At 39.4% G+C, this 23,662-nt stretch carries 19 protein-coding genes and 1 riboswitch; of the genes, 8 read left to right on the top strand and 11 right to left on the bottom strand.

Annotation, left to right across the window (positions count from 1 at the left end):
- Window positions 1–88 precede the first annotated feature (88 nt).
- A complete protein-coding gene (locus AC3IRX_RS06145; protein ID WP_489208981.1) occupies window positions 89–1,375 on the top strand; it encodes a citrate synthase in 1,287 nt (428 codons plus the stop codon).
- 119 nt (window positions 1,376–1,494) lie between these two features.
- Complete coding sequence (locus AC3IRX_RS06140) at window positions 1,495–2,412, top strand: dimethylarginine dimethylaminohydrolase family protein (RefSeq protein ID WP_489208979.1); 918 nt, start codon at window positions 1,495–1,497, stop codon at window positions 2,410–2,412.
- Here the strand turns inward: AC3IRX_RS06140 and AC3IRX_RS06135 are convergent.
- Both AC3IRX_RS06135 and AC3IRX_RS06130 read right to left on the bottom strand, forming a co-directional pair.
- Entirely contained in the window at window positions 2,409–3,077 is a 669-nt protein-coding gene (locus AC3IRX_RS06135; RefSeq protein ID WP_489208977.1) for a copper homeostasis protein CutC, read from the bottom strand. The genes AC3IRX_RS06140 and AC3IRX_RS06135 overlap by 4 nt on opposite strands.
- Window positions 3,078–3,083: 6 nt before the next feature.
- On the bottom strand, window positions 3,084–4,070 hold the full coding sequence (locus AC3IRX_RS06130) for an isoaspartyl peptidase/L-asparaginase family protein (protein WP_489208975.1): 987 nt from the start codon (window positions 4,068–4,070) through the stop codon (window positions 3,084–3,086).
- Window positions 4,071–4,170: 100 nt separating this feature from the next.
- On the opposite strand from AC3IRX_RS06130, the gene ctlX reads away from it, so the two are divergent.
- Window positions 4,171–5,094, top strand: coding sequence for a citrulline utilization hydrolase CtlX (gene ctlX / locus AC3IRX_RS06125; RefSeq protein WP_489208973.1), 924 nt, complete (start codon window positions 4,171–4,173; stop codon window positions 5,092–5,094).
- Window positions 5,095–5,318: 224 nt separating this feature from the next.
- Here ctlX and AC3IRX_RS06120 read toward each other — a convergent pair whose 3' ends face one another.
- From AC3IRX_RS06120 to AC3IRX_RS06100, 5 genes are all read right to left on the bottom strand, one after another.
- Window positions 5,319–7,505 (bottom strand): outer membrane beta-barrel family protein, encoded by a 2,187-nt coding sequence (locus tag AC3IRX_RS06120; RefSeq protein WP_489208971.1) that lies wholly within the window; start codon window positions 7,503–7,505, stop codon window positions 5,319–5,321.
- A 247-nt stretch (window positions 7,506–7,752) separates the two neighbouring features.
- The gene (locus AC3IRX_RS06115) at window positions 7,753–8,100 is read right to left on the bottom strand and encodes a DUF3817 domain-containing protein (RefSeq protein WP_489208970.1); all 348 of its coding nucleotides are present in this window, start codon (window positions 8,098–8,100) and stop codon (window positions 7,753–7,755) included.
- A gap of 10 nt (window positions 8,101–8,110) precedes the next feature.
- On the bottom strand, window positions 8,111–8,704 hold the full coding sequence (nadD, locus tag AC3IRX_RS06110; protein ID WP_489208968.1) for a nicotinate (nicotinamide) nucleotide adenylyltransferase: 594 nt from the start codon (window positions 8,702–8,704) through the stop codon (window positions 8,111–8,113).
- Window positions 8,694–10,409 carry a single-stranded-DNA-specific exonuclease RecJ gene (gene recJ / locus AC3IRX_RS06105; RefSeq protein WP_489208967.1) on the bottom strand — a complete coding sequence of 572 codons (1,716 nt, stop codon included), beginning with the start codon at window positions 10,407–10,409 and terminating at the stop codon, window positions 8,694–8,696. The genes nadD and recJ overlap by 11 nt, the downstream gene beginning before the upstream one ends.
- Before the next feature lie 135 nt (window positions 10,410–10,544).
- Window positions 10,545–12,170: an ABC-F family ATP-binding cassette domain-containing protein gene (locus AC3IRX_RS06100; protein ID WP_489208965.1), complete on the bottom strand. Its 1,626-nt coding sequence runs from the start codon at window positions 12,168–12,170 to the stop codon at window positions 10,545–10,547.
- A gap of 193 nt (window positions 12,171–12,363) precedes the next feature.
- Here AC3IRX_RS06100 and smpB point away from each other — a divergent pair, with 193 nt between their 5' ends.
- Together smpB and AC3IRX_RS06090 are read left to right on the top strand one after the other, a co-directional pair.
- Window positions 12,364–12,822, top strand: a complete 459-nt coding sequence (gene smpB / locus AC3IRX_RS06095) for an SsrA-binding protein SmpB (protein WP_489208963.1) — start codon at window positions 12,364–12,366, stop codon at window positions 12,820–12,822.
- Between the two features lie 78 nt (window positions 12,823–12,900).
- Entirely contained in the window at window positions 12,901–14,277 is a 1,377-nt protein-coding gene (locus AC3IRX_RS06090) for an OmpA family protein (RefSeq protein WP_489208961.1), read from the top strand.
- Window positions 14,278–14,885: 608 nt separating this feature from the next.
- Here the strand turns inward: AC3IRX_RS06090 and AC3IRX_RS06085 are convergent.
- A complete protein-coding gene (locus AC3IRX_RS06085; RefSeq protein ID WP_489208960.1) occupies window positions 14,886–15,626 on the bottom strand; it encodes a YebC/PmpR family DNA-binding transcriptional regulator in 741 nt (246 codons plus the stop codon).
- A 610-nt stretch (window positions 15,627–16,236) separates the two neighbouring features.
- On the opposite strand from AC3IRX_RS06085, the gene AC3IRX_RS06080 reads away from it, so the two are divergent.
- Both AC3IRX_RS06080 and AC3IRX_RS06075 read left to right on the top strand, forming a co-directional pair.
- Window positions 16,237–17,058, top strand: a complete 822-nt coding sequence (locus AC3IRX_RS06080) for a GLPGLI family protein (RefSeq protein ID WP_489208959.1) — start codon at window positions 16,237–16,239, stop codon at window positions 17,056–17,058.
- A gap of 3 nt (window positions 17,059–17,061) precedes the next feature.
- Entirely contained in the window at window positions 17,062–17,946 is an 885-nt protein-coding gene (locus tag AC3IRX_RS06075; protein ID WP_489208957.1) for a hypothetical protein, read from the top strand.
- Between the two features lie 236 nt (window positions 17,947–18,182).
- Here AC3IRX_RS06075 and AC3IRX_RS06070 read toward each other — a convergent pair whose 3' ends face one another.
- Both AC3IRX_RS06070 and AC3IRX_RS06065 read right to left on the bottom strand, forming a co-directional pair.
- Window positions 18,183–19,385 (bottom strand): IS256 family transposase, encoded by a 1,203-nt coding sequence (locus AC3IRX_RS06070; protein WP_489208805.1) that lies wholly within the window; start codon window positions 19,383–19,385, stop codon window positions 18,183–18,185.
- A gap of 243 nt (window positions 19,386–19,628) precedes the next feature.
- A complete protein-coding gene (locus tag AC3IRX_RS06065; RefSeq protein ID WP_489208956.1) occupies window positions 19,629–19,925 on the bottom strand; it encodes a GNAT family N-acetyltransferase in 297 nt (98 codons plus the stop codon).
- Between the two features lie 156 nt (window positions 19,926–20,081).
- Here AC3IRX_RS06065 and AC3IRX_RS06060 point away from each other — a divergent pair, with 156 nt between their 5' ends.
- Complete coding sequence (locus AC3IRX_RS06060) at window positions 20,082–20,519, top strand: OsmC family protein (protein WP_489208954.1); 438 nt, start codon at window positions 20,082–20,084, stop codon at window positions 20,517–20,519.
- Here AC3IRX_RS06060 and AC3IRX_RS06055 read toward each other — a convergent pair.
- A complete protein-coding gene (locus AC3IRX_RS06055) occupies window positions 20,516–23,122 on the bottom strand; it encodes an MGH1-like glycoside hydrolase domain-containing protein (protein ID WP_489208953.1) in 2,607 nt (868 codons plus the stop codon). The two genes, AC3IRX_RS06060 and AC3IRX_RS06055, sit on opposite strands and share 4 nt — an antisense overlap.
- 391 nt (window positions 23,123–23,513) lie before the next feature.
- Window positions 23,514–23,618, top strand: a riboswitch (SAM riboswitch).
- Window positions 23,619–23,662: the final 44 nt, after the last annotated feature.

Here is a 23,662-nt window from a genome sequence, read left to right as displayed (position 1 = left end):
ATCATAGAAAAATTTAATTGAGATCCCGAGGGTATCACTTGATTTGTAAGTCTTTTTTGCGTAATTTTAACAAAAAATATAGAACAATATGTCAGACAACAAAGTAATATTAAGTTACGATGGAAATTCTTTTGAGTACCCAATTGTAGACAGTACAATCGGAGACCGAGGAATTGATATATCAAAATTGAGAGCCCAAACGGGACTGATCACCTTGGATTTAGGGTATAAAAACACAGGTGCAACTGTAAGTGAGATCACCTACCTAGACGGAGATAACGGAGAACTTTATTACCGTGGATATCCAATCGAACAAATTGCAGAGAAATCCAACTTTACGGAAGTAATGTATTTACTTTTGAATGGAGAACTTCCTACACAAGGACAATTTGCAGAATTCGAACAAGGAATTAAAAAATACAACTACGTGGCTGAGGATATGAAGAAAATCATCGATGCTTTTCCTCGTTCTGCCCACCCAATGGGAGTGCTATCCTCTTTAACTTCGGCTTTAACAGCGTTCAATCCGAAAGCGGTTGATGTTCGTAGCAAAGAAGGGTTAGACCATGCTGCGGAAATGCTAATCGCCAAATTTGCACATTTATGTGCATGGACCTTTAGAAAAACGCAAGGTTTCTCTCTGAACCACGCGGATAACAATTTAAATTATGTAGAGAACTTCTACAGAATGACTTTCCGTATGCCAAACCAAGATTTCGAAGTGAATCCAGTCATTGTAAATGCATTAGATAAACTTCTAATTCTTCATGCAGACCATGAGCAGAACTGTTCTACCTCTACGGTAAGAATGGTAGGTTCTGCCCATACAGGTCTTTTTGCTTCTATTTCTGCTGGGGTTTCTGCACTTTGGGGACCACTTCATGGTGGAGCCAACCAAGCAGTAATTGAAATGCTAGAAAGAATCGAGCAGGACGGTGGCGATGTAGCGAAATACGTAGCCAAAGCGAAAGACAAAGACGATGATTTCCGATTGATGGGCTTTGGACACCGTGTGTACAAGAATTTCGATCCAAGAGCGAAAATCATCAAGAAAGCAGCAGACGACATTTTGAACTCCCTAGGAATAGACGACAAAGCGCTTGATATTGCAATGCAATTAGAAAAAGTCGCTTTAGAGGATGAATATTTCATCGAAAGAAAACTATATCCAAACGTGGACTTCTATTCCGGTATTATTTACCGTGCCCTTGGAATTCCAACAGAAATGTTTACCGTTATGTTTGCACTGGGTAGACTACCAGGATGGATTTCTCAATGGAAAGAAATGAGACTTATGGAAGATCCAATTGGACGTCCAAGACAAGTATACAAAGGAGCGGCGGCAAGAAATTATGTCGACATGGCAAATCGCTAAGCTCTCAAGATCTTATATTCAATTCCGTTTCTCTTCCCTAGAGAAACGGAATTTTCATTAAAATTAGAATGATTCTTTTGTATCCATTTCTTTGATTATATTTGTAACAATCTCAACTTATGAAATTAAATATCACAAACGAAACGGCTCGATTAAAATCTGTAGTACTAGGTCAACCTGCTTCCCTTGGTGGGATCCCACTTTTAGAGGAAAGCTACGATGCCAAATCCTACCATTCCATTCAGAATGGAATTTATCCGAGTGAGTCCGATGTCATTCATGAAATGACAGAATTTGAAAAAATTCTGCTTAAGTATGAAATTGAGGTTCTACGCCCTGAAATCATCGAGGATTACAATCAAGTCTTCGCGAGAGACGTAGCCTTCGTGATTGACGACAAGATGATTATTTCCAATGTGATTCAAGACCGCGCAGACGAACAAGATGCCTACCGTAAGATTTTTGAGAAAGTAAAATGGAGGGATATTATCAATCTTCCAGAAAGTGCACACATTGAAGGTGGAGACGTGATCGTCTGGAATGATTTTCTGTTTGTGGGAACCTGCTTTTCAGAAGATTATAGAAATTTCAAGACAGCTCGTACAAATGAATATGCAATCAATATTTTAAAGGAATACTTTCCTAAAAAACGGATTATAGATCTTGAATTAAAGAAGAACGATACGGTTCCGTTTGAAGGAATTCTTCATTTAGACTGTACTTTTAATCCGATTGGAAAGGACAAATGCATCATTTACCAGAATGGATTTGTAGATCAGAGTGACTATAGGCTTCTAATTGATATTTTCGGCGAAGAAAATTGTTTCCATGTGAGCGATCAAGAAATGTTTGAAATGTGTCCAAACGTCTTTTCTATTTCGCCAGAGATCGTTGTGTCCGATTCCAGTTTTACAAGAATGAATACGTTTCTAAGAGAAGAGTGGGGCATCACGGTAGAGGAAGTTCCTTATCGTGAAATCTCAAAAATGGGAGGGCTTCTAAGATGCTCTACCATGCCACTTGTCAGATCCAACTAAAGATATTTTTTAAGTTTTTTAATCTCGTCCTCATTCACATAAGTTTCGTAGGTAGGAATTGCTGAGGAGTGAAAGGATTTAGCGCCTGTATGGAGTTTTAATAGCTCTACATTGTCCGACCTAACTTCACCACCCACGAGTATCTCAATTTTTCCAGCATACAATTCTACAAGCTGTTTAAGGCGGTCTTTTCCTTCCATAGCGCTTGAGGCTCCACCTGAAGTTAGAACGGTGGAAAAGCCAAGATCTATGAGCTGCTTAAAGGCTTGGTCAAGATCTGGAGTTCGGTCGACGGCGCGATGGAAAGTACACGGTAGGTCCCCCGCAAGCTCAATCAGTTCTTTGTTCTTTTCCGTATCGATGTGGTTCCCTTCGTTTAAAATTCCAAAAACAAACCCATCGGCTCCAGATGCTTTGAATTGCAAAAGATTCTTTTTCATTTGCTCAAATTCAGTCAGGTTGTAAAGGAACGAACCTTCTTTGGGTCTCAACATGACGCGAATAGGCTTCGTTGAAATACTCTTTAAGTATCGAAACTCGTCAATATTGGGAGTAAGTCCTCCCACATTCCTTTCTGCACAAAACTCAATTCGATCTGCGAGCGAGTTTAGGGCGATTTGTGCGGAGGTAATCTCAAAGCACGCTATTTCTAAAGTATAATCCATAGGGTCTTAAATTAAGTGGAGAGCCGATTTCAATTGGTTCTCTTGGGAGGTATGACAGGCGTAGGTGAACCCTTGCTGTAGGCTATAGGCACCTGTTTCTCCTTGTTTGTTTAGAGCGATAAAGCCGATTTGAGTATCCTTTAGAGATCTCTTCTGATTGATAAAATTTTGGTAAATACGTTCAACTGCTTTTTTGCATGCCGTTTGGGGACTATGACCTTGGCGCATGAGCTCCACGACTAAGAAAGAACCCACGGTTCGAATCACTTCTTCTCCATGGCCTGTGGCACTAGCCGCACCGATACTGTTGTCAACAAAGAGCCCCGCTCCAATGATAGGAGAGTCTCCGACTCGACCGTGCATTTTGTAGGCCATTCCAGAAGTCGTACATCCTCCGGAAAGGTTTCCATCCTTGTCAAGGGCGAGCATTCCGATTGTATCGTGGTTTTCAATATTGACTTTGGGTTGATAAGTGGAAGATTTTAGCCACTGCTCCCATTCCTTTTTGCTTGTCTCGGTTAGTAGGTCTATTTTTTGAAACCCTTGCTCGAGGGCAAATTGCAACGCTCCTTCCCCCACAAGCATGACATGGGGTGTTTTTTCCATCACGGCGCGTGCAATTGAAATTGGATTTTTGATATGCTCGAGTGCAGCCACGCTGCCAATCCCTGCGTTTTCATCCATGATGCAGGCATCGAGAGTCACTCTTCCATCGCGATCGGGTCGACCTCCATAGCCTACACTTCGTTCATTGGGATCGTCTTCGACTAGCCGCACTCCTTTTTCAATGGCATCAAGCGCGCGCCCTCCCGATTGAAGTACTTTCCATGCCTCTTCATTTGCTTTTATTCCAAAATCCCAGGTAGAAATCACCACGGGACCTTTGGGCACCTCGGATTTAGAGACCTTGGGTTGGGCTCCTAGTTTAGGGGTGAGGAGTCCGCCTAAAGCGCCAAGAGTAGTCAATTTTAAAAAAGTTCGACGATCGTGCATGTGTGGGAAGTTTACCTTACTAAAGTAGTCAAATTAATCGGACTGGAAAAGATTTGGCATTCGACTAATTATGGCTATTTTTGTTTTCTAAATTCAAAGAATGCAATCAACCAGTACACTTCTCATGATAGAGCCCGTTTCGTTTGGGTACAATGCCCAAACAGCGGAGAATAATTATTTTCAAGTGAACTCCGAAGGAGATTCAACCCAAGCGCAAGCTTTGCAAGAGTTCAATCAATTTGTTGAAAAATTGAGAGCTGCAGGGGTCGAAGTTATTGTCGTAAAAGACACCTTGGAGCCTCACACGCCGGATTCTATTTTCCCAAACAATTGGGTGAGTTTCCATAAAGACGGTAGTGTATATCTCTATCCTATGTTTGCTCCAAATCGTAGGGACGAGAGACGAATGGATGTATTAGAGAAAGTAAGAGCAGAGGGATTCGAGGTTTCAGAAATTATCGATCTTTCCTCTTCCGAGTTGGATGGAAGATATTTAGAAGGAACGGGCAGCATGATCTTTGACCATGAGAATAAGATTGCTTATGGTTCGGTATCACTTCGTTTGGAAGAAGAGCTATTCAACGAATTTTGCTTAAGAATCGGATACCGTCCGATTGCTTTTCACAGTTTTCAAAGTGCCGGAAATGAGCGCTTACCCATCTACCACACGAACGTTATGATGTGTGTTGCTGATAAGTTTGTGGTGGTTTGTTTGGATAGCATCGACGACGAAATGGAAAGAGAAAAAGTGCAAGAAACCATAAAAGCTTCGGGTAAAGAAGTGGTAGAAATCTCCGAGGAGCAAATGCATCAATTTGCGGGTAATATGCTGCAGGTTGAAAATAAGGAAGGAAAGAAATACCTAGTAATGAGTGAATCGGCTTATAAATCCCTTTCAAAAGAGCAGGTGGAACTTCTTGAGTCTTACAACGAGATATTGTATTCAAATCTGTCTACCATCGAGGAAAATGGAGGCGGAAGTGCACGTTGCATGCTAGCGGAGGTTTTTCTTCCAAAAGCGTAAAAGAGAAAATAGTAGGTAGATATAGGATAAGAAATGCAAATCAAAAACATGTTACGTCTTCTAGAATAGGAGACGCAATTTTTATTTTCTTAGATGTTTGTGCAGTGTCCTATTCTTCTTCGTGAATTTAGTTTAGCGCAATAAAATCGAAAAGCCAGAGTAGGGTTAAACTCTGGCTTTTCTCCAAAAATATTGAAATGAAATGAAATGAATTCTAATGGGGTTTATTGCGTTCTTGATTTAGCATCTGTGTTTGCATCTTTGATATCTCTAACCTTTTTCACTTTTTTATTTCCAAAATTGTAAGTGATTGAGAGCTCGATCGATTGATTGAAATTGTTGTTGGTTACATTGTTGTAGTTCCCATTGCTTTGGAGATCTTTCACTTTGACCACATTCGTTTTTAATAGGTCAAAGACCTGCAGGTTAAAAGTCCAATCATTCCAGATCTTTTTTATATTCATATCGAGGGAAGAGATGGGCTCTAAAGTTCCTATGTTTAAGATCTGAGAACCGATATGGAAAAAGTTAACGCCTAAGAACCAATCTTTCTTGCTGGAAAGTCTAAGGGTATTGTTCGTTTGGAACCAAATTGAATTGGTTGCTGTATCAATGGTAAAGGGATCAAATTTATCTCCTGTAATCGGGTCTGTATCTAGGAAGGCATCTACTTTTGCATGCTGTAGACCAATGGAAGTATTGGTGGTCCAAATCCCCTTAAAGTAGCTTTTTTGCATTCCCAAGGATACGGTGCTTTGCGTTTTATCTCCGTAGTTGGTTCGAATGTATCTTAATTCCTCGCCGCTTTGCAAAGGGACTTGAGAATAATCATCTCTGGTTAGGTTGTGGCCAATAATTAAGAAGTAGGAGTTTTTGTACATGTAGGTCAGTTCATGGTTGTAAACTTCTGCCGCTTTCACAAAAGGGTTGTTTTGTATGTAGTTCGTTGGCGTAAGATAGAGGCGGACCGGATTCAGTTCCCAGAAACTTGGTCTTTTTATGCGACTAGAAAAGGCGTAGGAAAGATTGTGGTTTGAATTAATCCCATAGCTTGCACTTGCATACGGTAGTATATTCGTATACTTGCGATCGATTGTAAGATCGGTCCCTAGTACTTCTCCTTTTGCTTTTGTATTTTCTAGACGAGAACCTATTTTTGCGGAAAGTCGATCCGAAAATTGTTTTTCTAGAGTAAGGTAAAGTCCGCTTATGGTTTCGTCGTAAACGAAATGGTTCGATTGATTAGGATCCATAACAAAATCCCCTGTGCTTAAATCTAGATTCTCTAGGTAGGTATCGTTGTCCGTTTTGGTCCGGCCATAATTCGCCCCTATAGAAGCAGTGAAATCATTTTTGAACTTTTGAATATAGTCCGCTGTGGCTGCGTAATTGTCGATTTTTTGAGGGGTCCTTTGTTTGAACTCCTGTTGTAAATCTAAAGTTTCTTCAAGGGAATTTGAACGGTGGGTGGTGTTGTGTGTAAACTGCTTTTTTTCGAAATGAAGATAGGCTGCGTTCAGATTTAACTTGCTTCCCAAATCGTCCGTGCGAAGTTCATAGTTTAAATTCGCGGAGTTGTTTGAGGATTTTTCATTTGCATCTATATGGGTTAGGCTATATTTCGATTCTCCATTTCTTGTTAGTTTATTGAAAAGATCCGATTGTGCATCCTTGCCTTCATTCTGATAAGAATTTAGGCTAAGGGCTATGTTTTGTCGGTCCGCTAGTTCATAATCTAAATTCAGATAGCCCCCAAAAGATTGATTTGGAAACTGGACATATCCTTTCGTTGAATTGTCAAGCTCGGGCGTTCCATTCTCTAAAAGTAGATCTTCGATATGACTACGGTTTCGAGTGCTTAATGAGGTGGATATACCAAGTCTATTTTTTCTTATATTCAGGGATACAGAGCCACTTTGCTGGTTTGTTTTGGATTGGATATTGCTTAGTCTCAAATTTCCGCTAATCCCATCGTCCAGTTTTTTCTTAAGAATTATGTTGATAATTCCGTCGGAGGATTCTACATTGTATTCGCTACCCGGGACCGTAATGACTTCAATTTTACTAATGTTTTCGGCCGGTGTGTTTTTTAATAGCTCTGTAATCGCTTCGGCGCTCATGTTCGTCTTGCGACCGTTCATGTAGATAAGAGCATTGCTCTTACCTAGAATCTTTAGCGTTGTATCGTCTGTGCTCGAAACAAGGGGAGTCTCTTTTAAGAGTCCAAAAGCAGTATTCCCTTTTGCGACTGGAGAGGAGGATACATCATACACGAAACGATCCGATTTTTTTTCGAAAACTTTTTTCGTTAAAGTGATTTCCTGAATATCGGACACTTTCGTCGAATCTGTCGTTTGCCCATAAGAATAGGCGGCGCAGACAAGTAGGATAGGTAGGATTAATTTTCTCATGTTATTTTTTTTGACAGGCTTTCAATGAAATTTGATTTCAAAGAATCACCTTAGTAGTTTTATTCTTGTAGAAGTTTCTTATGCAAAGATATATTATTATTCTAGTATTAGGCAATACAAAGTAGTAAAAATAATTGATTCGTGTTTTAATTTACTGATAATCAGTAGAATAAATTTGCATAAAAATTCCTTTCTGTTCTAATAAGACAGTTAGGGAGAGAAAACGTTACATCAAAATTGAAAAATACTACTCTTCGCGATCAAATTTTGCCAGTTTCTTGTCGATCCATATGGTAGCGAATGGAAAGAAGGCAGCCAAGATGGCAAAAATGAAATCCTCATCGTCCCAAGAATAGATGGTCCTGGCGGGAATTGTGAGTAGCAAATAGAGGGTAAAGAAGAGACCGTGGATATTTCCCACGACGATAATGAAAATCAGTGCAAAATCTGCTTCCGGAAAATAGCGCTTAAGGGGCATCGCCACTAAATATAAAAAGAAGCAGGTCCACGCCTCAATAATACAGGCTTTTTTGAACCAACGAATTACTTTTTCTTCGGTATATTTTGCTATAAATTTGTCGACAGTGGCTTGCATGAATAAAAATTTAAGATTTGTAAAATGAACTTCCTTCTAAATAGTCGTAGACTTCAGGAGGGAGCATCGGACGCACGTTCTTTCCTTCTTTGATCATTTTTCGAATCTCAGTGGCAGAGATTTCAATGATGGGGGCCTCAATTAAAGAGATCATAGGGCCTAACTCGGAAGGGGACTGGGTCTGCTGGTCGTCACTAAGTCGTGGATACACAATGATTTGATGGTTATTCATTATATAGGATGCATTTTTCCACTTAGAAAGCCCTTTCAGATTGTCCTCGCCCATGATAAGACTAAAGCTGTAAGTAGGGTGCTTTTCATGAAGGTATGCAAGAGTGTCTACAGTATAGCTTGGTTTAGGAAGTGAAAATTCAACATTAGAAGCTCGCATTTTAGGATAGAACGCGATGGCTTGTTGTACCATATCCAAACGGTGATGGTCGGCTAACAGGGATTTTTTGTCCTTGAATGGACTGTGGGGGCTCACCACAAACCAAAGTTCTTCCAAATCGGAAAATTCCAAGATGTAGTTTGCAAGAATCAAGTGACCAATGTGAATGGGGTTAAAAGACCCAAAGAAAAGTCCTACTTTTTTAGCTTTCATTGAACTTAACGTCTTTAATGTTTAAGTAATAGGTGACATTGCCTTTCCAATGATTTTCCTCTGCCGTAAACGCAATATCAAAGGACTTGGTGTTGAAATCAGAAAAATACTTTCCTAATTTAAATCCTACGCACTCAATGTTTCGGTTGTTCAGTGGATTGTGAAGATAAAATTTAATGTGATTGCCTTCTTTTCCCATTTGCTTAGCCACGCCTCTAATTTTACGGTTAGTGAGCGTAAGTACAGGTTTTTGATTGTGTGGACCAAAGGGACCTAGTTTTCTATGAAAATTAAAGAAATCCTTCCCCAAATCTTCGACTTCTACCTTGCCATCAATTACGATGGAGGGCTCTTTTTGATACTCTTCAATGGTCTCTGCTACCGTTTTTTCAAATTTTATTTTGAATTCTTCCAGTTTGTCTTTTTCCATGGAAAGTCCTGCTGCTGCAGGGTGTCCCCCAAATTTGGTGAACAGTTTAGAGCAGCTCTCGAGCGCCCTATGGACATCGAAATCAGACACGGAACGTGCAGACGCTACAAGCTCTCCATTGTTTCCGTCGGTAAAGACCACGGTAGGTTTGTAATGGCTTTCGGTGAGCCGCGAGGCCACGATTCCAATAACCCCTTTGTTCCAGTCAGGGCCGTAAACCACGGTTGTGGTTAAGGAATCCTGATGGGTGTCTAAAACTTGTTGCAATGCATCGGTCGTAGAACTTAAATCAAGTTCTCGACGAGAGTCATTTAAATCCACAATGTTCTTTGCGATTTTGTTGGCATGCTTTAAATTGTCGGACACCATCAGTTCAACCGCTGCTTTCCCATGGGAAATTCTTCCCGCTGCATTGATCTTAGGGGCAATCTCAAAAACGATGTTTGAGATTTCATAAGTAGCTAGCTTTTCCTCGGGGATTAATAAGCGCAGGCCAATGTTTCTTGTTTTTCTAAGGGTCTTAAGTCCCATCTTTGCGAGAACTCTGTTTTCTCCTGTCATTGAAACGATATCCGCCGCAATGGAAATGGCAAGCAGGTCGGTGAGTTCGTGAAGTTCTGTTTCAGGAATTTTATAAATGGTATTAAGTCCTTGACAGAGTTTAAACCCAACCCCGCAACCGGATAGTTCTTTGAAAGGGTAGCGGCAGTCTTTTCGTTTTGGATCTAAAACTGCGGCCGCCTTCGGAATTTCAAGTCCAGGCAAATGGTGGTCACAAATGATAAAGTCAATCCCAAAGGACTTGGCGTATTCGACTTGATCAATTGCTTTGATCCCGCAATCTAAGGCGATAATAAGAGAGTAGCCTTGGTCCCTCGCAAACTCGATACCTTCGTCCGAGATTCCGTATCCTTCTGAATTACGGTCCGGGATGTAATAGTCTAAATATTTTTTTTCAACCAGTTTGCTTAAGTAGAGATACATTAAAGCAACTGCTGTGGTGCCGTCCACATCGTAATCCCCGTAAACCATAATTTTTTCTCCCATTTCGATGGCCGTGGCGATGCGCTCTACGGCTTTCTGCATGTCTGCCATCAGAAAAGGGTTATGGATATCGGTAAGATTAGGTTTGAAAAACTCTCTGGCTTTTTGATAATTGTCTATTCCTCGCAGTACGAGGATTTTAGATTCCAGAGTCCCGAAACCTAGCGAGGTACTTAGTGCGTCGACTACATCCTCATTGGGCTCTGTTCTGTAAATCCATTTTTGTTTCATAGGTCTACAAAAATACATAAATATTTTTGTTTTACCGTGGTGGATCGAGGTGATAAATCCCCGCTGTTTTGACTAGCAAAAAAGAAAAAACCGCGCTTTGGTGAGCGCGGCTTAAGGATATGAGTTAGACCAGATCTAAGAATACATTTGTTCTCTTAGTTCTTTCATTTTTTTGTCTGACAAATACTCATCGTAAGTCATGTCGCGGTCAATGACTCCTTTTGGAGTGAGCTCAATGATTCGGTTACAGACCGTTTCCAACATTTCGTGGTCATGAGAAGAAAGTAAGATTGTTCCCTTGAAGTTAACAAGAGAGTTATTTAAAGTAGTAATACTTTCAAGGTCCAAGTGGTTGGTAGGCTCATCCATTAAAAGAACGTTTGCTCTTTGAAGCATCATGCGGCTAAACATACAACGCATTTTTTCACCTCCTGAAAGTACCGTGCTGGATTTAAGCGCTTCGTCTCCTGAGAAAAGCATTTTCCCAAGGAACCCACGCATGTATTCCTCATGTCTTTCCTCATCGTTCTTTGTAAACTGTCTTAGCCAATCTACTAGCGATAAGTCTTTGTCCTGGAAGAATTCGTTGTTATCAAGGGGAATGTAAGATTGGTTCGTGGTAACGCCCCACTGGTAATCTCCTTTATCCGCTTTCTGATTTCCAGATATGATTTCAAAAAATTCAGTGATCGCCAAAGAGTTCTTTGATAAGATCGCCACTTTGTCGCCTTTTTTTAATTTGAAATCTATGTTTGAGAACAAAAGTTCAGAATCTTTGGTTTTAGAAAGTCCTTGAACTTCTAGAATTTGGTCTCCTGCTTCACGTTCCGTTTCAAAAATAATAGCAGGGTAGCGTCTAGAAGAGGGTTTGATGTCGTCAATGTTTAATTTGTCGAGCATTTTCTTTCTTGCGGTCGCTTGCTTTGCTTTCGCTACGTTGGAGCTGAATCGAGCAATGAAGTCTTGAAGTTCCTTCTTTTTTTCCTCTGCCTTTTTGTTCGCTTGCTGTCTTTGTCTTGTGGCAAGTTGAGAGGCTTGGTACCAGAAGGAATAGTTTCCTGTATAGAGGTTAAGTTTCGCATAATCTAAGTCACCGATGTGTGTACAAACGGCGTCTAAGAAGTGACGGTCGTGAGATACAACAATTACGGTGTTTTCATAATCGGCCAAGAAATCTTCTAACCAAGCAATGGTATCAATGTCAAGGTCGTTGGTAGGTTCGTCTAAGATGAGAACGTCAGGATTTCCAAAAAGAGCTTGTGCCAAGAGAACCTTTACTTTATCCTTGTTTTCAAGTTCGCTCATCATTTGGTAATGCATGTCGTCTTTCACCCCTACGTTGGAGAGCATGGTTTGTGCATCTGATTCTGCGTTCCAACCGCCCATTTCTTCGTAAGTGACACCGAGTTCACCTGCCTTGATTCCGTCTTCATCTGAAAAATCAGGTTTTGCATAAAGTGCATCCATCGCTTCTTTAATTTCAAAAAGCTTTTCGTTTCCTCGAAGGACGGTTTCCAAAACTGTGAAATTATCGTAAGCAAAGTGATCCTGCTCCAACACAGACATTCTTTTTCCGGGTTCAAGTGAAACGGTTCCGGTGGTGGGTACTTGTTTTCCCGTGAGGATTTTAAGGAAAGTGGACTTTCCTGCCCCATTGGCTCCAATAATCCCATAGCAATTGCCCTTTGTAAACATAATGTTTACTTCGTCAAATAGCACTCTCTTACCGAACTGAAGAGATAAATTAGATACTGTTAACATAGAGTTTTGTAGATTTGCCGCAAAATTACGAAAACTAATTGGCTTTACCACGTATGTCATTTTATTAAAGAACTTTAGAAAAAATATATACGGTATATTTAAAAAGGGTTAAATTTGCACTTAGTTCTAAAAAACAAAGCTAAAATTATATAAATTCGAGAAACTTACCAGTTCGTACCTTTACCCCATCGAAATGAAGATAGAAAAAACGGTTACCATTTTAAACAAACGGGCTCGATTCGAATACGAATTAATTGAGCAAATCGAGGCAGGGATCGTACTTACAGGGACAGAGATCAAGTCCTTACGTTCTTCAAAAGCTTCGATTACGGAGAGCTTTTGTCAAATGATTGAAGGGGAATTATATGTAATCAATATGTCTATAGAAGAGTATAAACTCGGTACTTTTTACAACCACAAAACGAAAAGGGAACGGAAATTGCTCTTGCACAAAAGGGAATTACAGAAATTTGAGAAAAAACTCAAAGACGTAGGGACTACGATTGTGCCTTTGAAACTGTACATAAATGAAAAGGGAATTGCCAAATTACTGATTTCCTTAGCGAAGGGAAAAAAACTGTTTGACAAAAGAGAAGCTATAAAAGATAGAGAAAATAAAAGAAATATGGAGAGAATCCTAAAGGATAGGTGAAAAAATCTCTGTAAATCTTTGTTTATAAAGAAAAATTATATTTATTTTGCATTATCAATTATTTAATCATTTAATTCTATGAAAAATCTAAAATTAGGAATTTCAGCATTGGCACTAACCGTTGCCTCTACTGTATTTGCGCAGACAGCGAACAACCCGTGGTTAATCGGGGTGGGTGCTCACGCGGAGAATCACGTAGCAGCTGGTGGAAATGTTGGTGACGTTTTTAAACAAGCGTTCTCAGGTGAAGAGTTATATAGTATTAACAACTTTACTATTACACCACCACTTTCTAAATTAACTGTTGCAAGACACCTTACTGGTCCGTTAGTATTAGACTGGCAAACCACTGTAGGTAACGTAGACAACAAAAGAATCGGTATGGATAAAGAATTCATGCTAATGACTGGTCTAGGTCTACAATTAAAAGCAAACTCTCTTTGGAACGAAGAATCTTGGTTCGACCCGTACTTAAGAGTTGGTGCTAACTACCTAAGACATGACTATTCAGGTACAGGTGTAGTGAACGGAGACGGTGAAGCAGTTGGTGCTAACCATTTCGCTCTTGCAACTGGTATCGGATCTAACTTCTGGTTAACTGACAACTTCGGTTTAGGTATCCAAGGAGATTACGTTTCTACTCCAGGAGACAAATCTTCTGTTGCGAACTTTTTCCAAGCAGGTGCGTCTCTATTATTTAGATTCGGACAATCAGACAGAGATAAAGACGGAATCCTAGACAAAGACGATCTATGTCCAGACGAAGCAGGTTTACCTGAATTCCAAGGATGTCCAGATACTGACGGTGATGGAGTTCCAGATAAAGATGACCAATGTCCAGATGTTGCAGGTCCAGCAGATAACAACGGATGTCCTTGGCCAGATACTGACGGAGACGGAGTATTAGACAAAGATGACAACTGTAAAGATGTTGCAGGTCCAGCTGAAAACAACGGATGTCCTTGGCCAGATACTGACGGAGACGGAGTATTAGACAAAGATGATGACTGTGAAACTGTTCCAGGTCTTGCACAATACAACGGATGTCCTAAACCTCAAGAAGATCTTGCACAAGATGCAACGGTTGCACTTACCGATATCCTATTCGATTTCGATAAATCAACTGTAAGAGCTGAATCTCAACCAAAATTAGATGCAGCTGCTGAAATCATCAAATCTTCTAACGGTGGAACATTCCTAGTTGCTGGTCACACAGACAAAAAAGGTCCTGCTGCATACAACTTGAAGTTATCTCAAAGAAGAGCTGCTGCAGTTGTAAAAGGATTAGAAGCGAGAGGAGTTGTAGATTCTCAACTTAAATCAAAAGGTTTAGGTGAAACTGAAGCTACAGTTGACGAAAACGCATCTAACGAAGAAAGACTTAAAGACAGAAAAGTTGTCGTAAGCGCGGTTGATGCTGCTGCTTGGGATGCTATCCAAAAGAGAGATTACTAGTCGTAATTGAATCTTAATAAATGAAGTAGCCGCCTCAGAATTGAGGCGGCTATTTTTGTTGTAGTACTACCACAAAGCAAAGGATACTGCACCGCTCGAGTTTAAAGAGATTAACAAAGGAAAGATTGAAGAGATAGCGATGGAAGTCAAGGAGATCATCAGCAATTTTCTCAGAATCTAGAATAATACGAATGACAGGAAAAGGGTTCGAAAGATCCGGGCAGTTACAGTAAAGACGATTCAGACGCAACTCTTATGTGAATGGAAGAGAATCATATGCGAAAACGGGCAACTTAAACCCGCCTACTATGTAGAAAAATTTGTAGTACTAGTTCGGAATCCATTATGCACTACACTAGACTACCAATTTTATAATACTTTATGTCTCACCTATATCATGCTTTTAACTGCGTAGGATATCCTCTATGGGGAGTCTGGTTCAAAGTACAAGGGAACATAGCGCCCCTACGGAAATACAGCGCAAACCGCGTAGTTTGAAAATTGAGTGTATAGAGGTGGGGGAGCTAAAGTTAACTTCACTTCAAACAAAAAGGCTCAAGTTATAAAAAACTTAAGCCTAATACTTTTCAACTTTTTGGAATAGTGTCTTATAAGGATTCCATTAATTCGTCTGTGATTTCCATATTGTGGTAGACGTTTTGCACATCGTCATCGTCCTCAAATCTTTCAAGCATTTTCATGTTGGCTTTGAACTGCTCTTCATTAACCGCTTTGGTAGAATTCGCGATTCTTTGAAGCTCCGCACTCTTTGCTTCTAGGCCCATGGATTCAAGCTTGTGGGAAAGGGTACCAAAATCTTCAAACGCAGTGGTTACCATTACCTCCTCTGCATCACTGTCTATCTCGTCAGCACCTCCATCAATCATTTCCATTTCAAAATCATCCCAATCCATAGTGATTAGAGATCTATCTAGGGTGAAGATTCCATGACGGTCAAAAATAAAGGCAAGCTCTCCGTTCTTCCCAAGGTTTCCATCAAACTTATTAAATATAGCTCTAACGTTAGCTACTGTACGAGTAGGGTTGTTTGTGGTGCATTCCACAAAAAAAGCAACGCCTCCCTGTCCGTACCCTTCGTAAGTGACCTCTTCATAGTGTTCCGCTTCTGCACCACTTGCTTTTTTTATAGCACGCTCTACGTTGTCTTTGGGCATATTTGCACCCTTTGCATTTTGAATGCAACGCCTTAGCGTGGGATTCGTATCCGGATCCGGTCCACCTGATTTTACTGCGAGTGCAATATCTTTTCCAATTCTTGAAAAAGTTTTGGCCATTTTATCCCAACGGGCCATCTTTGATGCTTTTCTATATTCGAATGCGCGTCCCATATATACTATTTTATCTATGCAAAAATAATGAAAAATCTGCAAAATCAATGTGAATAGCTTTTTTATAGCCTGTTGACATTTTAATGCTAGAAATTAGGAGCTCTTTTCCAATTTTTTCAAGCAGTAGTAAGTTATTAATTTAACTGGTTTATTCCAATTTTGAACTGTTTACTTATGTGGTAGTCTTATATATGAAGTTGATTTGCTCGATTTTGTTTGAGGTGTTTTTATTTGCTTTATGAGCAGATGGTTTCTGGTCAAGTGTAGATCCACGGTCCCTATGACGAGCAGTATATAGTAAAAATGTTTAATACACATACTGCGGCTATTTACCCGATTAAATAGTGATAATTAATTAAGGTTAAATTTAATTTGCTAATTTGAATATAATATTTAACTTTACGCATTAACCAATTAAGTATTAATTATGAAAAAATTTGAAGGCATGGAAGCGTTGTTTCTTGCAAAGAAGTTTTCTCATAGATAAATAAGGCGGCTTCTTGTACATTTATTTTATGCCTCCGTCTGAACGTGTGTATCCAACGTCAAAAATACAGGAGTTAATCGATATACTTTGCTTCGATTATGTTCGCCAATAAATTCAACAATTATGGGTTTTCAAAAGCTATTTTTAATATTTGCCTTTTTTTCAACCTTTTACAGTACTGCTTTTGCTCAAGAAGTTGGTGCGGTTTATGAAATGAAATACAAATTAAGTCCTGAGACGCAGAAGGAGTATAGCAAGTCACTTGCTATGTTAGATTATATTAATGGCAAATCCGTTTTTCGACTTTTAGTAGATCGATCGTCGGATTCATTGGCAGAGATTGGAATGCCTGCAATGGTGACTTCTGGTTTTGAAAATCAGTTTTATGTAAAGAAAGACTTATCAAGGAATAAAATTGAGAAAGTTATAACGAACCAACAGTTTAATTACCTTCTCAATATTGCTGAAGATTTAAAGTGGAAAGTGAGCTCTGAGAAGAAAACCTTAGGAGATTTTTTATGTCAAAAAGCTTCGGTTGAATATGGAGGTCGTATTTGGAATGCTTGGTTTACATTGGATATTCCGATTGCAGATGGGCCTTATGTATTTCATGGTTTACCAGGTTTAATTGTAGAAATTGCCGATAATCGAGAAGAGTATTTATTTACTCTAACTCAAATTAAAAATAAAGGAAAGTTTTTTTTTGAGAGAAGGAACGCGATTCCCATCGATTGGAAGAAATTTAAGCAATTAGCAATGGTATATTATGAAAAGCCCAATATGGAATTAGAGCGTAGAATAAGTGGGGGAGCAAAGGTTACGATGCAGGACCCGAACGGAAATGTTTTGGATTTTGATATTAATGAAATGAATAAGCAACAACAAGAGGAGATAGAGAGTAATAATAATCCTATTGAACTTAATCATAAAATCAATTACAATTAACTCATGCAAAATTTAAAATGCAAATCTTTTTTCTTCCTCGGTTTCCTGGCCATAATTTATTTCTTGAGTAGTTCTTGTAGTCAGAAGAATTATATTAACTATTATACAGAAGTCAATAAAGTTGACAGCATATTACGCTATGAACAAGATTCCCTACTGGTTGTGAGAAAGTACAGGAAGCTATTCCGGCGGTACCCTCCCAAAAATCAAGATAGGATTGAAGAATTTGAGACATTCATAACTCTAGCAGAAAAGCAAAACTTAAGATTTGGTGGTAGAAGGGCACTACGGAAGTTCGCTCATCTTTATGCACCCTATGGTAATTCTTATAAACACTTCACTAGTTTGTATGATAAATATGGACTTGATGAAATAGCAATTGAGCAAGAAGTAGTGATGTGGAGGAGGAATTTAAATAAAAGATTGGTCGATTCCTTTTCTCAGGCCTTTACTAGAAACGAAATTAATAGACGTTCTGACCCTACGATCACAGCTTTAAATGATAAAAAAGATGCCAATCTATTAAAATGGACATTTGAAAATTATGGTTATCCGTCGGTAGATCGCATAGGAGTTATGGGCAATGGCAATGTGTTTATGCCTATGGATAATTTTATTGGAAATTTGATCGGTTCTGAGTCCTATTCTTTTTTCGATAATGAATTATTTAAAGCGGTACAGACGGGAGAATGTCCCCCTCGTATTTATGGACTCTTTGTAGATTTACATCACGTCTTGGTTTTAAAAGAAAATCCTGATTATGGAGTTTTTGAAACTTATGATACCGTCATTGATACAGTATTTGTAAATCATAATCGAAAAAAAATTGGTCTACCATCGTTACAACACAGAAAATTAATTCTTAGAGCTAGTAACTTAGGTAAATGATATTTAGAATTCGAAATATTGATTGAATCAAGCCTTTAAAGGGTTAAAATTGATTTCTTCAAATGGGGGAATTTTATCCGAGTTGATGCAAATGAAGTGCTTGAAAATAAAATGAATCACTACACATACATTTGTTTGAAGTGCAACCTTGGTTGCGAGATTAGGTTAGACCTGTTTTTCGTATCAAAAGACACTATCCCAAAAAGTGTGTAAGTTGAAAAGTATTGGCTTGAGATTTATAATTTAAGCCTATCTTCAAATATAAGCATAAATTGATTGAGTACGATACCCCAATCTCTAATAGGCATTGTCCATTTTTTTGTTGCTTCTCTTAAGGCGAGGAAAACTGACTTTAAAACTGCATCATCCGTAGGAAAGGACATTTTATTTTTGGTGTATTTTCTTATTTTTCCATTGAGATTTTCGATTAAATTTGTGGTGTAAATGATTTTTCGGATTTCAACAGGGAATTCAAAAAACACGGTTAATTCATCCCAATTATCTCTCCAGGACTTAATTGCATAGGAATATTTAGATTCCCATTTTTCTGCAAAATCATTTAAAGCGGCTTCTGCGGCTTGTTTTGTGGGTGCGTTGTAGATATGTTTCATATCGGAAGTAAAGGCTTTCCTGTCCTTCCAAACCACATATTTGCAAGCATTTCTAATTTGATGAACTACGCAAATTTGAGTTTGCGATTGGGGGAACACACTGCGAATAGTCTGGGTGAATCCATTAAGGTTATCCGTTGCAGTGATAAGTATGTCTTCCACGCCACGTGCTTTCATATCGGTTAACACGCTCATCCAAAAACTGGAGCTTTCACTCTTCCCTAGCCACATTCCTAGAACTTCTTTCTTTCCGTCACGTCGCAGACCCACAGCAAGATAGATGGTTTTATTGATGACTTTAGAGTTCTCACGAACTTTAAAAACGATTCCATCCATCCAAACAATAAGGTATAAATCCTCTAAAGGTCGATTTTGCCAAGCGACAATTTCACTGGAAACAGCATTGGTGATCCTGGAGATTGTTGAGGTTGAGACATCAAAATCATACATGTCCTTGATTTGTTCTTCAATATCACTCACACTCATTCCTTTGGCGTAAAATGATATTATAATATTTTCTAAACCATCAATAATATTGTGCCTTTTGGGAACTATCATCGGCTCAAAAGTACTTTGTCGATCACGCGGAACTTTAATTTCATCTTCGCCAAAAGAGGTTTTTATCTTCTTACTCTGATGACCATTGCGATAGTTGCCGTCTTTCGTTTTCTGATGTTTATTAGTATCTAGATGGTCATCTAGTTCTGCTTCGAGCATATGTTCTACGGCTCGTTTGTGCATTGTTTTGAAGAACGAGGTAAGATCTTCGCTGTTCTTGAAGGATTTGTAAAAATCCTTGTTGTTTAATAATTCTTCTTTGTCAATCATAACTGTATAAAGTTTAAAAATAGTAAAAAGTTATTTCCGAAAAAGTTTTGAGTTTTTAAGGACTCAAAATTTTTCAGAATAACTTTTCAACTTACACAGTTAGTGAAACACTACCTATCAAAAAAACCATTATTAAAAAAGCTAGAGTTTATTAACTATGCTTATGGCATTAGAGGTTGCACAAATGTTGGTAACGATGTTCCTGCATTTTCCGAAATAAACAGCATAAGCCGCGCATGTTTCTTAGTCGTTTGTCTTTAATAAAATATCTTGCACTTCCGGCATTCTCATCATAACAGAACGTGCATAAGAACAGTGTGGATAGACATTCCATTGGTTTTCTCGCGCAAATTCAATTGCATTGCTCACAAGATATTTCCCCATTCCTTTTCCCTCATGTTGAGGGTGAACCAAAACGAAGGAGATAATCATTTTTTTGTCTTCTGGGAACAGCGTATAGGTGAGTCGGCCAATTTCTTCCTGCTCTTTTTTCAAGAGGATCACACCTCCGTTGCCGCTTCTTTGATTTTCGTAAGTCATACTTGAAGTTTTTTAGTTCGTAATCACAGTATCTGTTCAAATAAACAGATTGTCCTATGTATGCAGCGAAAGAAGTGCCAATCTTTTCTTTCTTCTCACGAGGGGTCTTTTAATAATTTGGTATCTTTACATTTGGAACAACAAATACCCTATTTTATGCAAATTCATTTAGAACGAATCGACGAAAACTTCCTTTTTCAATGTACGAATGCATCTGGCAATTCTATTTTGCTTGACAATACTTCAAGAGAAGGTGCCAAAGGGGTTTCTCCCATGGAGATCGTACTTATGGCCGTGGCAAGTTGCAGTGGGATTGACATTGTTGCCATCTTACAAAAACAAAAACAAGAGGTAACGTCTTTTAAAGCTGAGGTCACAGGGGATCGCGAAAAAGTAGGGAGTGCAAAGCCCTTTAAAGCGATCTTGGTCAAGTTCTTTCTTGAAGGCGGCGTAGACCCTCAAAAAGCATTTAAAGCAGCTCAATTGTCCTTTGATAAATACTGTTCCGTCTCCAAGACCCTAGAGCCCAATGTAACCGTAAACTATGAAGTTCACGTCAATGGGGGCAAAGTAGAGGAGAGCGCGGTCAATTAACCTAGTCGAGGTTGAATTAGTTTGGCAAGGGTAGCGGTCCAACCACATTGATGGGAGGCGCCTACCCCTCGACCATTGTCTCCGTGGAAATATTCATAGAACATGATGTAATCTTTGAAATGGGGATCGTGGTTGAATAAATCATTGTTTGCATTAAACGCTCTTTTGCCCATTTCATCTCTCGTAAAAATAGATTTTAATCTTTCGATTAAATCTGTGGAAATGAAATCAAGGTTTCGCATTTCTCCGCTCCCTGTTGGGTATTCAACTTGGAGGCTTTCGTCGTAGTAATAGTGGAATCTTTGCAGACTTTCCACAATGAGAAAATTGATGGGGAACCAAATAGGTCCTCGCCAATTGCTATTGCCCCCAAACATGCTGCTGTCGCTTTCTGCAGGTAAGTATTGCACTTTGAAGTGTTGCTTTTCAAAAGTGAATTCAAAAGGGTTTTCTTCATATACTTTGGAAAGAGAACGAACGCCGTAGGGACTTAAGAATTCTTCCTCATCGAGCATTCGGTTGAGGATTCGAGAAAGTCTTGTTTTTCTCAAGATGCTCATCAAATGTTTCCTACCTTTTCCTTCGACTTCCCAATGCGATACCAAATTGGCTAACTCGGGCTTGTTTTTAAGCACCCATTCCATTCGGGTTTTGAAGTTCGGTAAGCGCTCAAGAGTTTCATGTTCGATCACTTCTACAGCAAACATGGGAATGAGCCCGACGATGCTTCTAAGCTTAAGGTTGACAGAGTCTCCATGCTGGTCTTGGAGGACATCGTAAAAGAACCCATCCTTTTCATCCCATAGTCCGTCTTTGTCGCCAATGGTCTCCATCGCTTCCGCGATGTAGAGGTAGTGCTCAAAAAATTTAATGGCCATGTCTTCGTAGACAGGGTTGTGAAGCGCTAGTTCCATTGAAATGCGCATCATGTTTAGAGCAAACATTGCCATCCAACTGGTGCCGTCTGCTTGTTCTAGGTACTGACCGTTCTGAAATTGCATGTTTCGGTCGAAGGCACCAATGTTGTCTAGACCTAAGAAACCTCCTCCAAAAATATTGTTGTCGTTCGGGTCTTTCCGGTTCACCCACCAAGTAAAGTTTAAGAGAAGCTTTTGGAAGACCGCTTCTAAAAACGGTATATCGGGAGTTCCATTTATCTTTTCATCAATTTTGAAGATTCGAAACGTGGACCAGGCATGCACGGGGGGATTGACATCACTAAAGTCCCATTCGTAAGCAGGAAGCTGTCCATTAGGATGCATATACCACTCTTTGGTTAGGAGTCGCATTTGGTTTTTCGCAAATTCACTGTCAATAAGGGCAAAAGGTACACAGTGAAAGGCTAGATCCCAAGTGGCAAACCAGGGGTATTCCCACTTGTCTGGCATGGAGATGATGTCTTTGTTGTGCATATGCGACCACTCCTGGTTCCGTTGGTAGGTGCTAGGATCTCGAGGTTGTCTATTTTTGGGGTCTCCTTTAAGCCATTTGTTCACATTGTAATGGTAGAACTGTTTGTTCCAAAGCAGTCCGGCGAAAGCTTGACGTTGAATGTTTCGTTCTTCCGGGTCTGGAATGACGTCTTGTAATTCTCCATAAAATTCATCTGCCTCCTTCTTTCTAGCCTCAAAGACCGTATCAAAGTCAAAAAAGGCATCCTGCATATCGTGGGGGGAAAGTCTAAACTCAAAGGTTTTGCTCTCTCCAGGTTCTAGGATTGTGTTCACTAAAAAAGCAGCCTTCGTTCCTGTTTTGTTTGGATTGACCGAGTCTAACCCATGCACGACGTGATCGTTAATCCCGTCTTTGTAAAACCCCTCCTGCTGAGAGGAGCCGGATAATTTGGGATGGTTCGTCTGGTTTTCACAAAATAGAGTGGTGGCTGTTTTGTCCTTACTGTATAGATATTTGTAGGGGAGAGATTCATGCTCAATTTCAATGACACCTTCCTTGCGATGCTTCAAATTGGGTTTGTAAGTGCCGTATCCCCAGTCCCAATTGTTTCGATACCATAAGGTCGGAAGTAAGGTAAGGGGGGCTTTCTCCTTACTGCGGTTCACGGCCGTCAGTCGAATTAGGATGTCGTCATGGTAGATTTTCGCATACTCAATAAAAAGATCGACATATTTGTTGTCTTCGAATACACCGGTATCGACGAGTTCAAATTCAGGATCCTTTTTACTTCGTATAGCGTTCTCATGAACGAGTTGTTCGTAGGGAAAAGCATCAATTGGATACTTATACACCATTTTCATGTACGAATGAGTGGGCGTGCCGTCTAAGTAATAAAAGATTTCTTTAATGTCCTCTCCATGATTCCCCTGATGGTTGTTTAAACCATAGAATCTTTCTTTTAGGATTTCATCTTTTTGATTCCAAAAACTAAAAGCGAAACAAAGTAGCTGCTTTTCATCGCTAAGTCCTGCGATTCCGTCTTCACTCCAACGGTAAGTTCGGCTTATGGCTTCGTGGTAAGAAGTATATCCCCATGCATTTCCATGATTGCTATAATCCTCTCTTACCGTACCCCATTGCCTGTTGCTTACATAAGGTCCAAAACTTCTCCATAATGGGTCTTTTAACCGCTTCTTTTCAATTGCCATAGTTCAGTATCAAAGTGCAAAATTAAGGGTTTTAGATTAATTTACGGAGTTCTAGCATTAAATGCTGTAACCTTCATCTACTCAAAGTGAAACCGCTAAAATCGGTGTACTACAGCCTTAATCGAAAGCGTAATAGAGACCTGAGAAATGGAAAATTTGAAATTATTTCGGGCTAAAATGTTTTAAGTGGATACGCTTTTTGCTCGGTCAAATCTATTTTAGCCTAATTTGTGGCAGGTAAAAGGGTTCAAATAGTGGCAAAAATAGCATCCCTAATGTAGATTTGAAAGGAGGATTATCTTTAGGTATTTTTAAAATCTCAAAAATTACTAGGTAGGTTCCTCAATTTTGTTCTATATTTGCGTCCAATTAGTTCATTCACATATTGAAAATGTTATCAAGAAAGGTGGAGGGAATAGACCCTACGAAACCTTGGCAACCTACCGCGATGCGGAAAGGTGCTAAATTCTACTCTTTAACAAGAGGGAGATAACAGTAAATTCTTTTTACCTTTTTAGGTCGCATTTTCAATTTTTAAAT

It is taken from the genome of Epilithonimonas sp. KH_059 (assembly GCF_057838485.1).
This window is presented reverse-complemented; position numbering and strand designations above follow the sequence as displayed.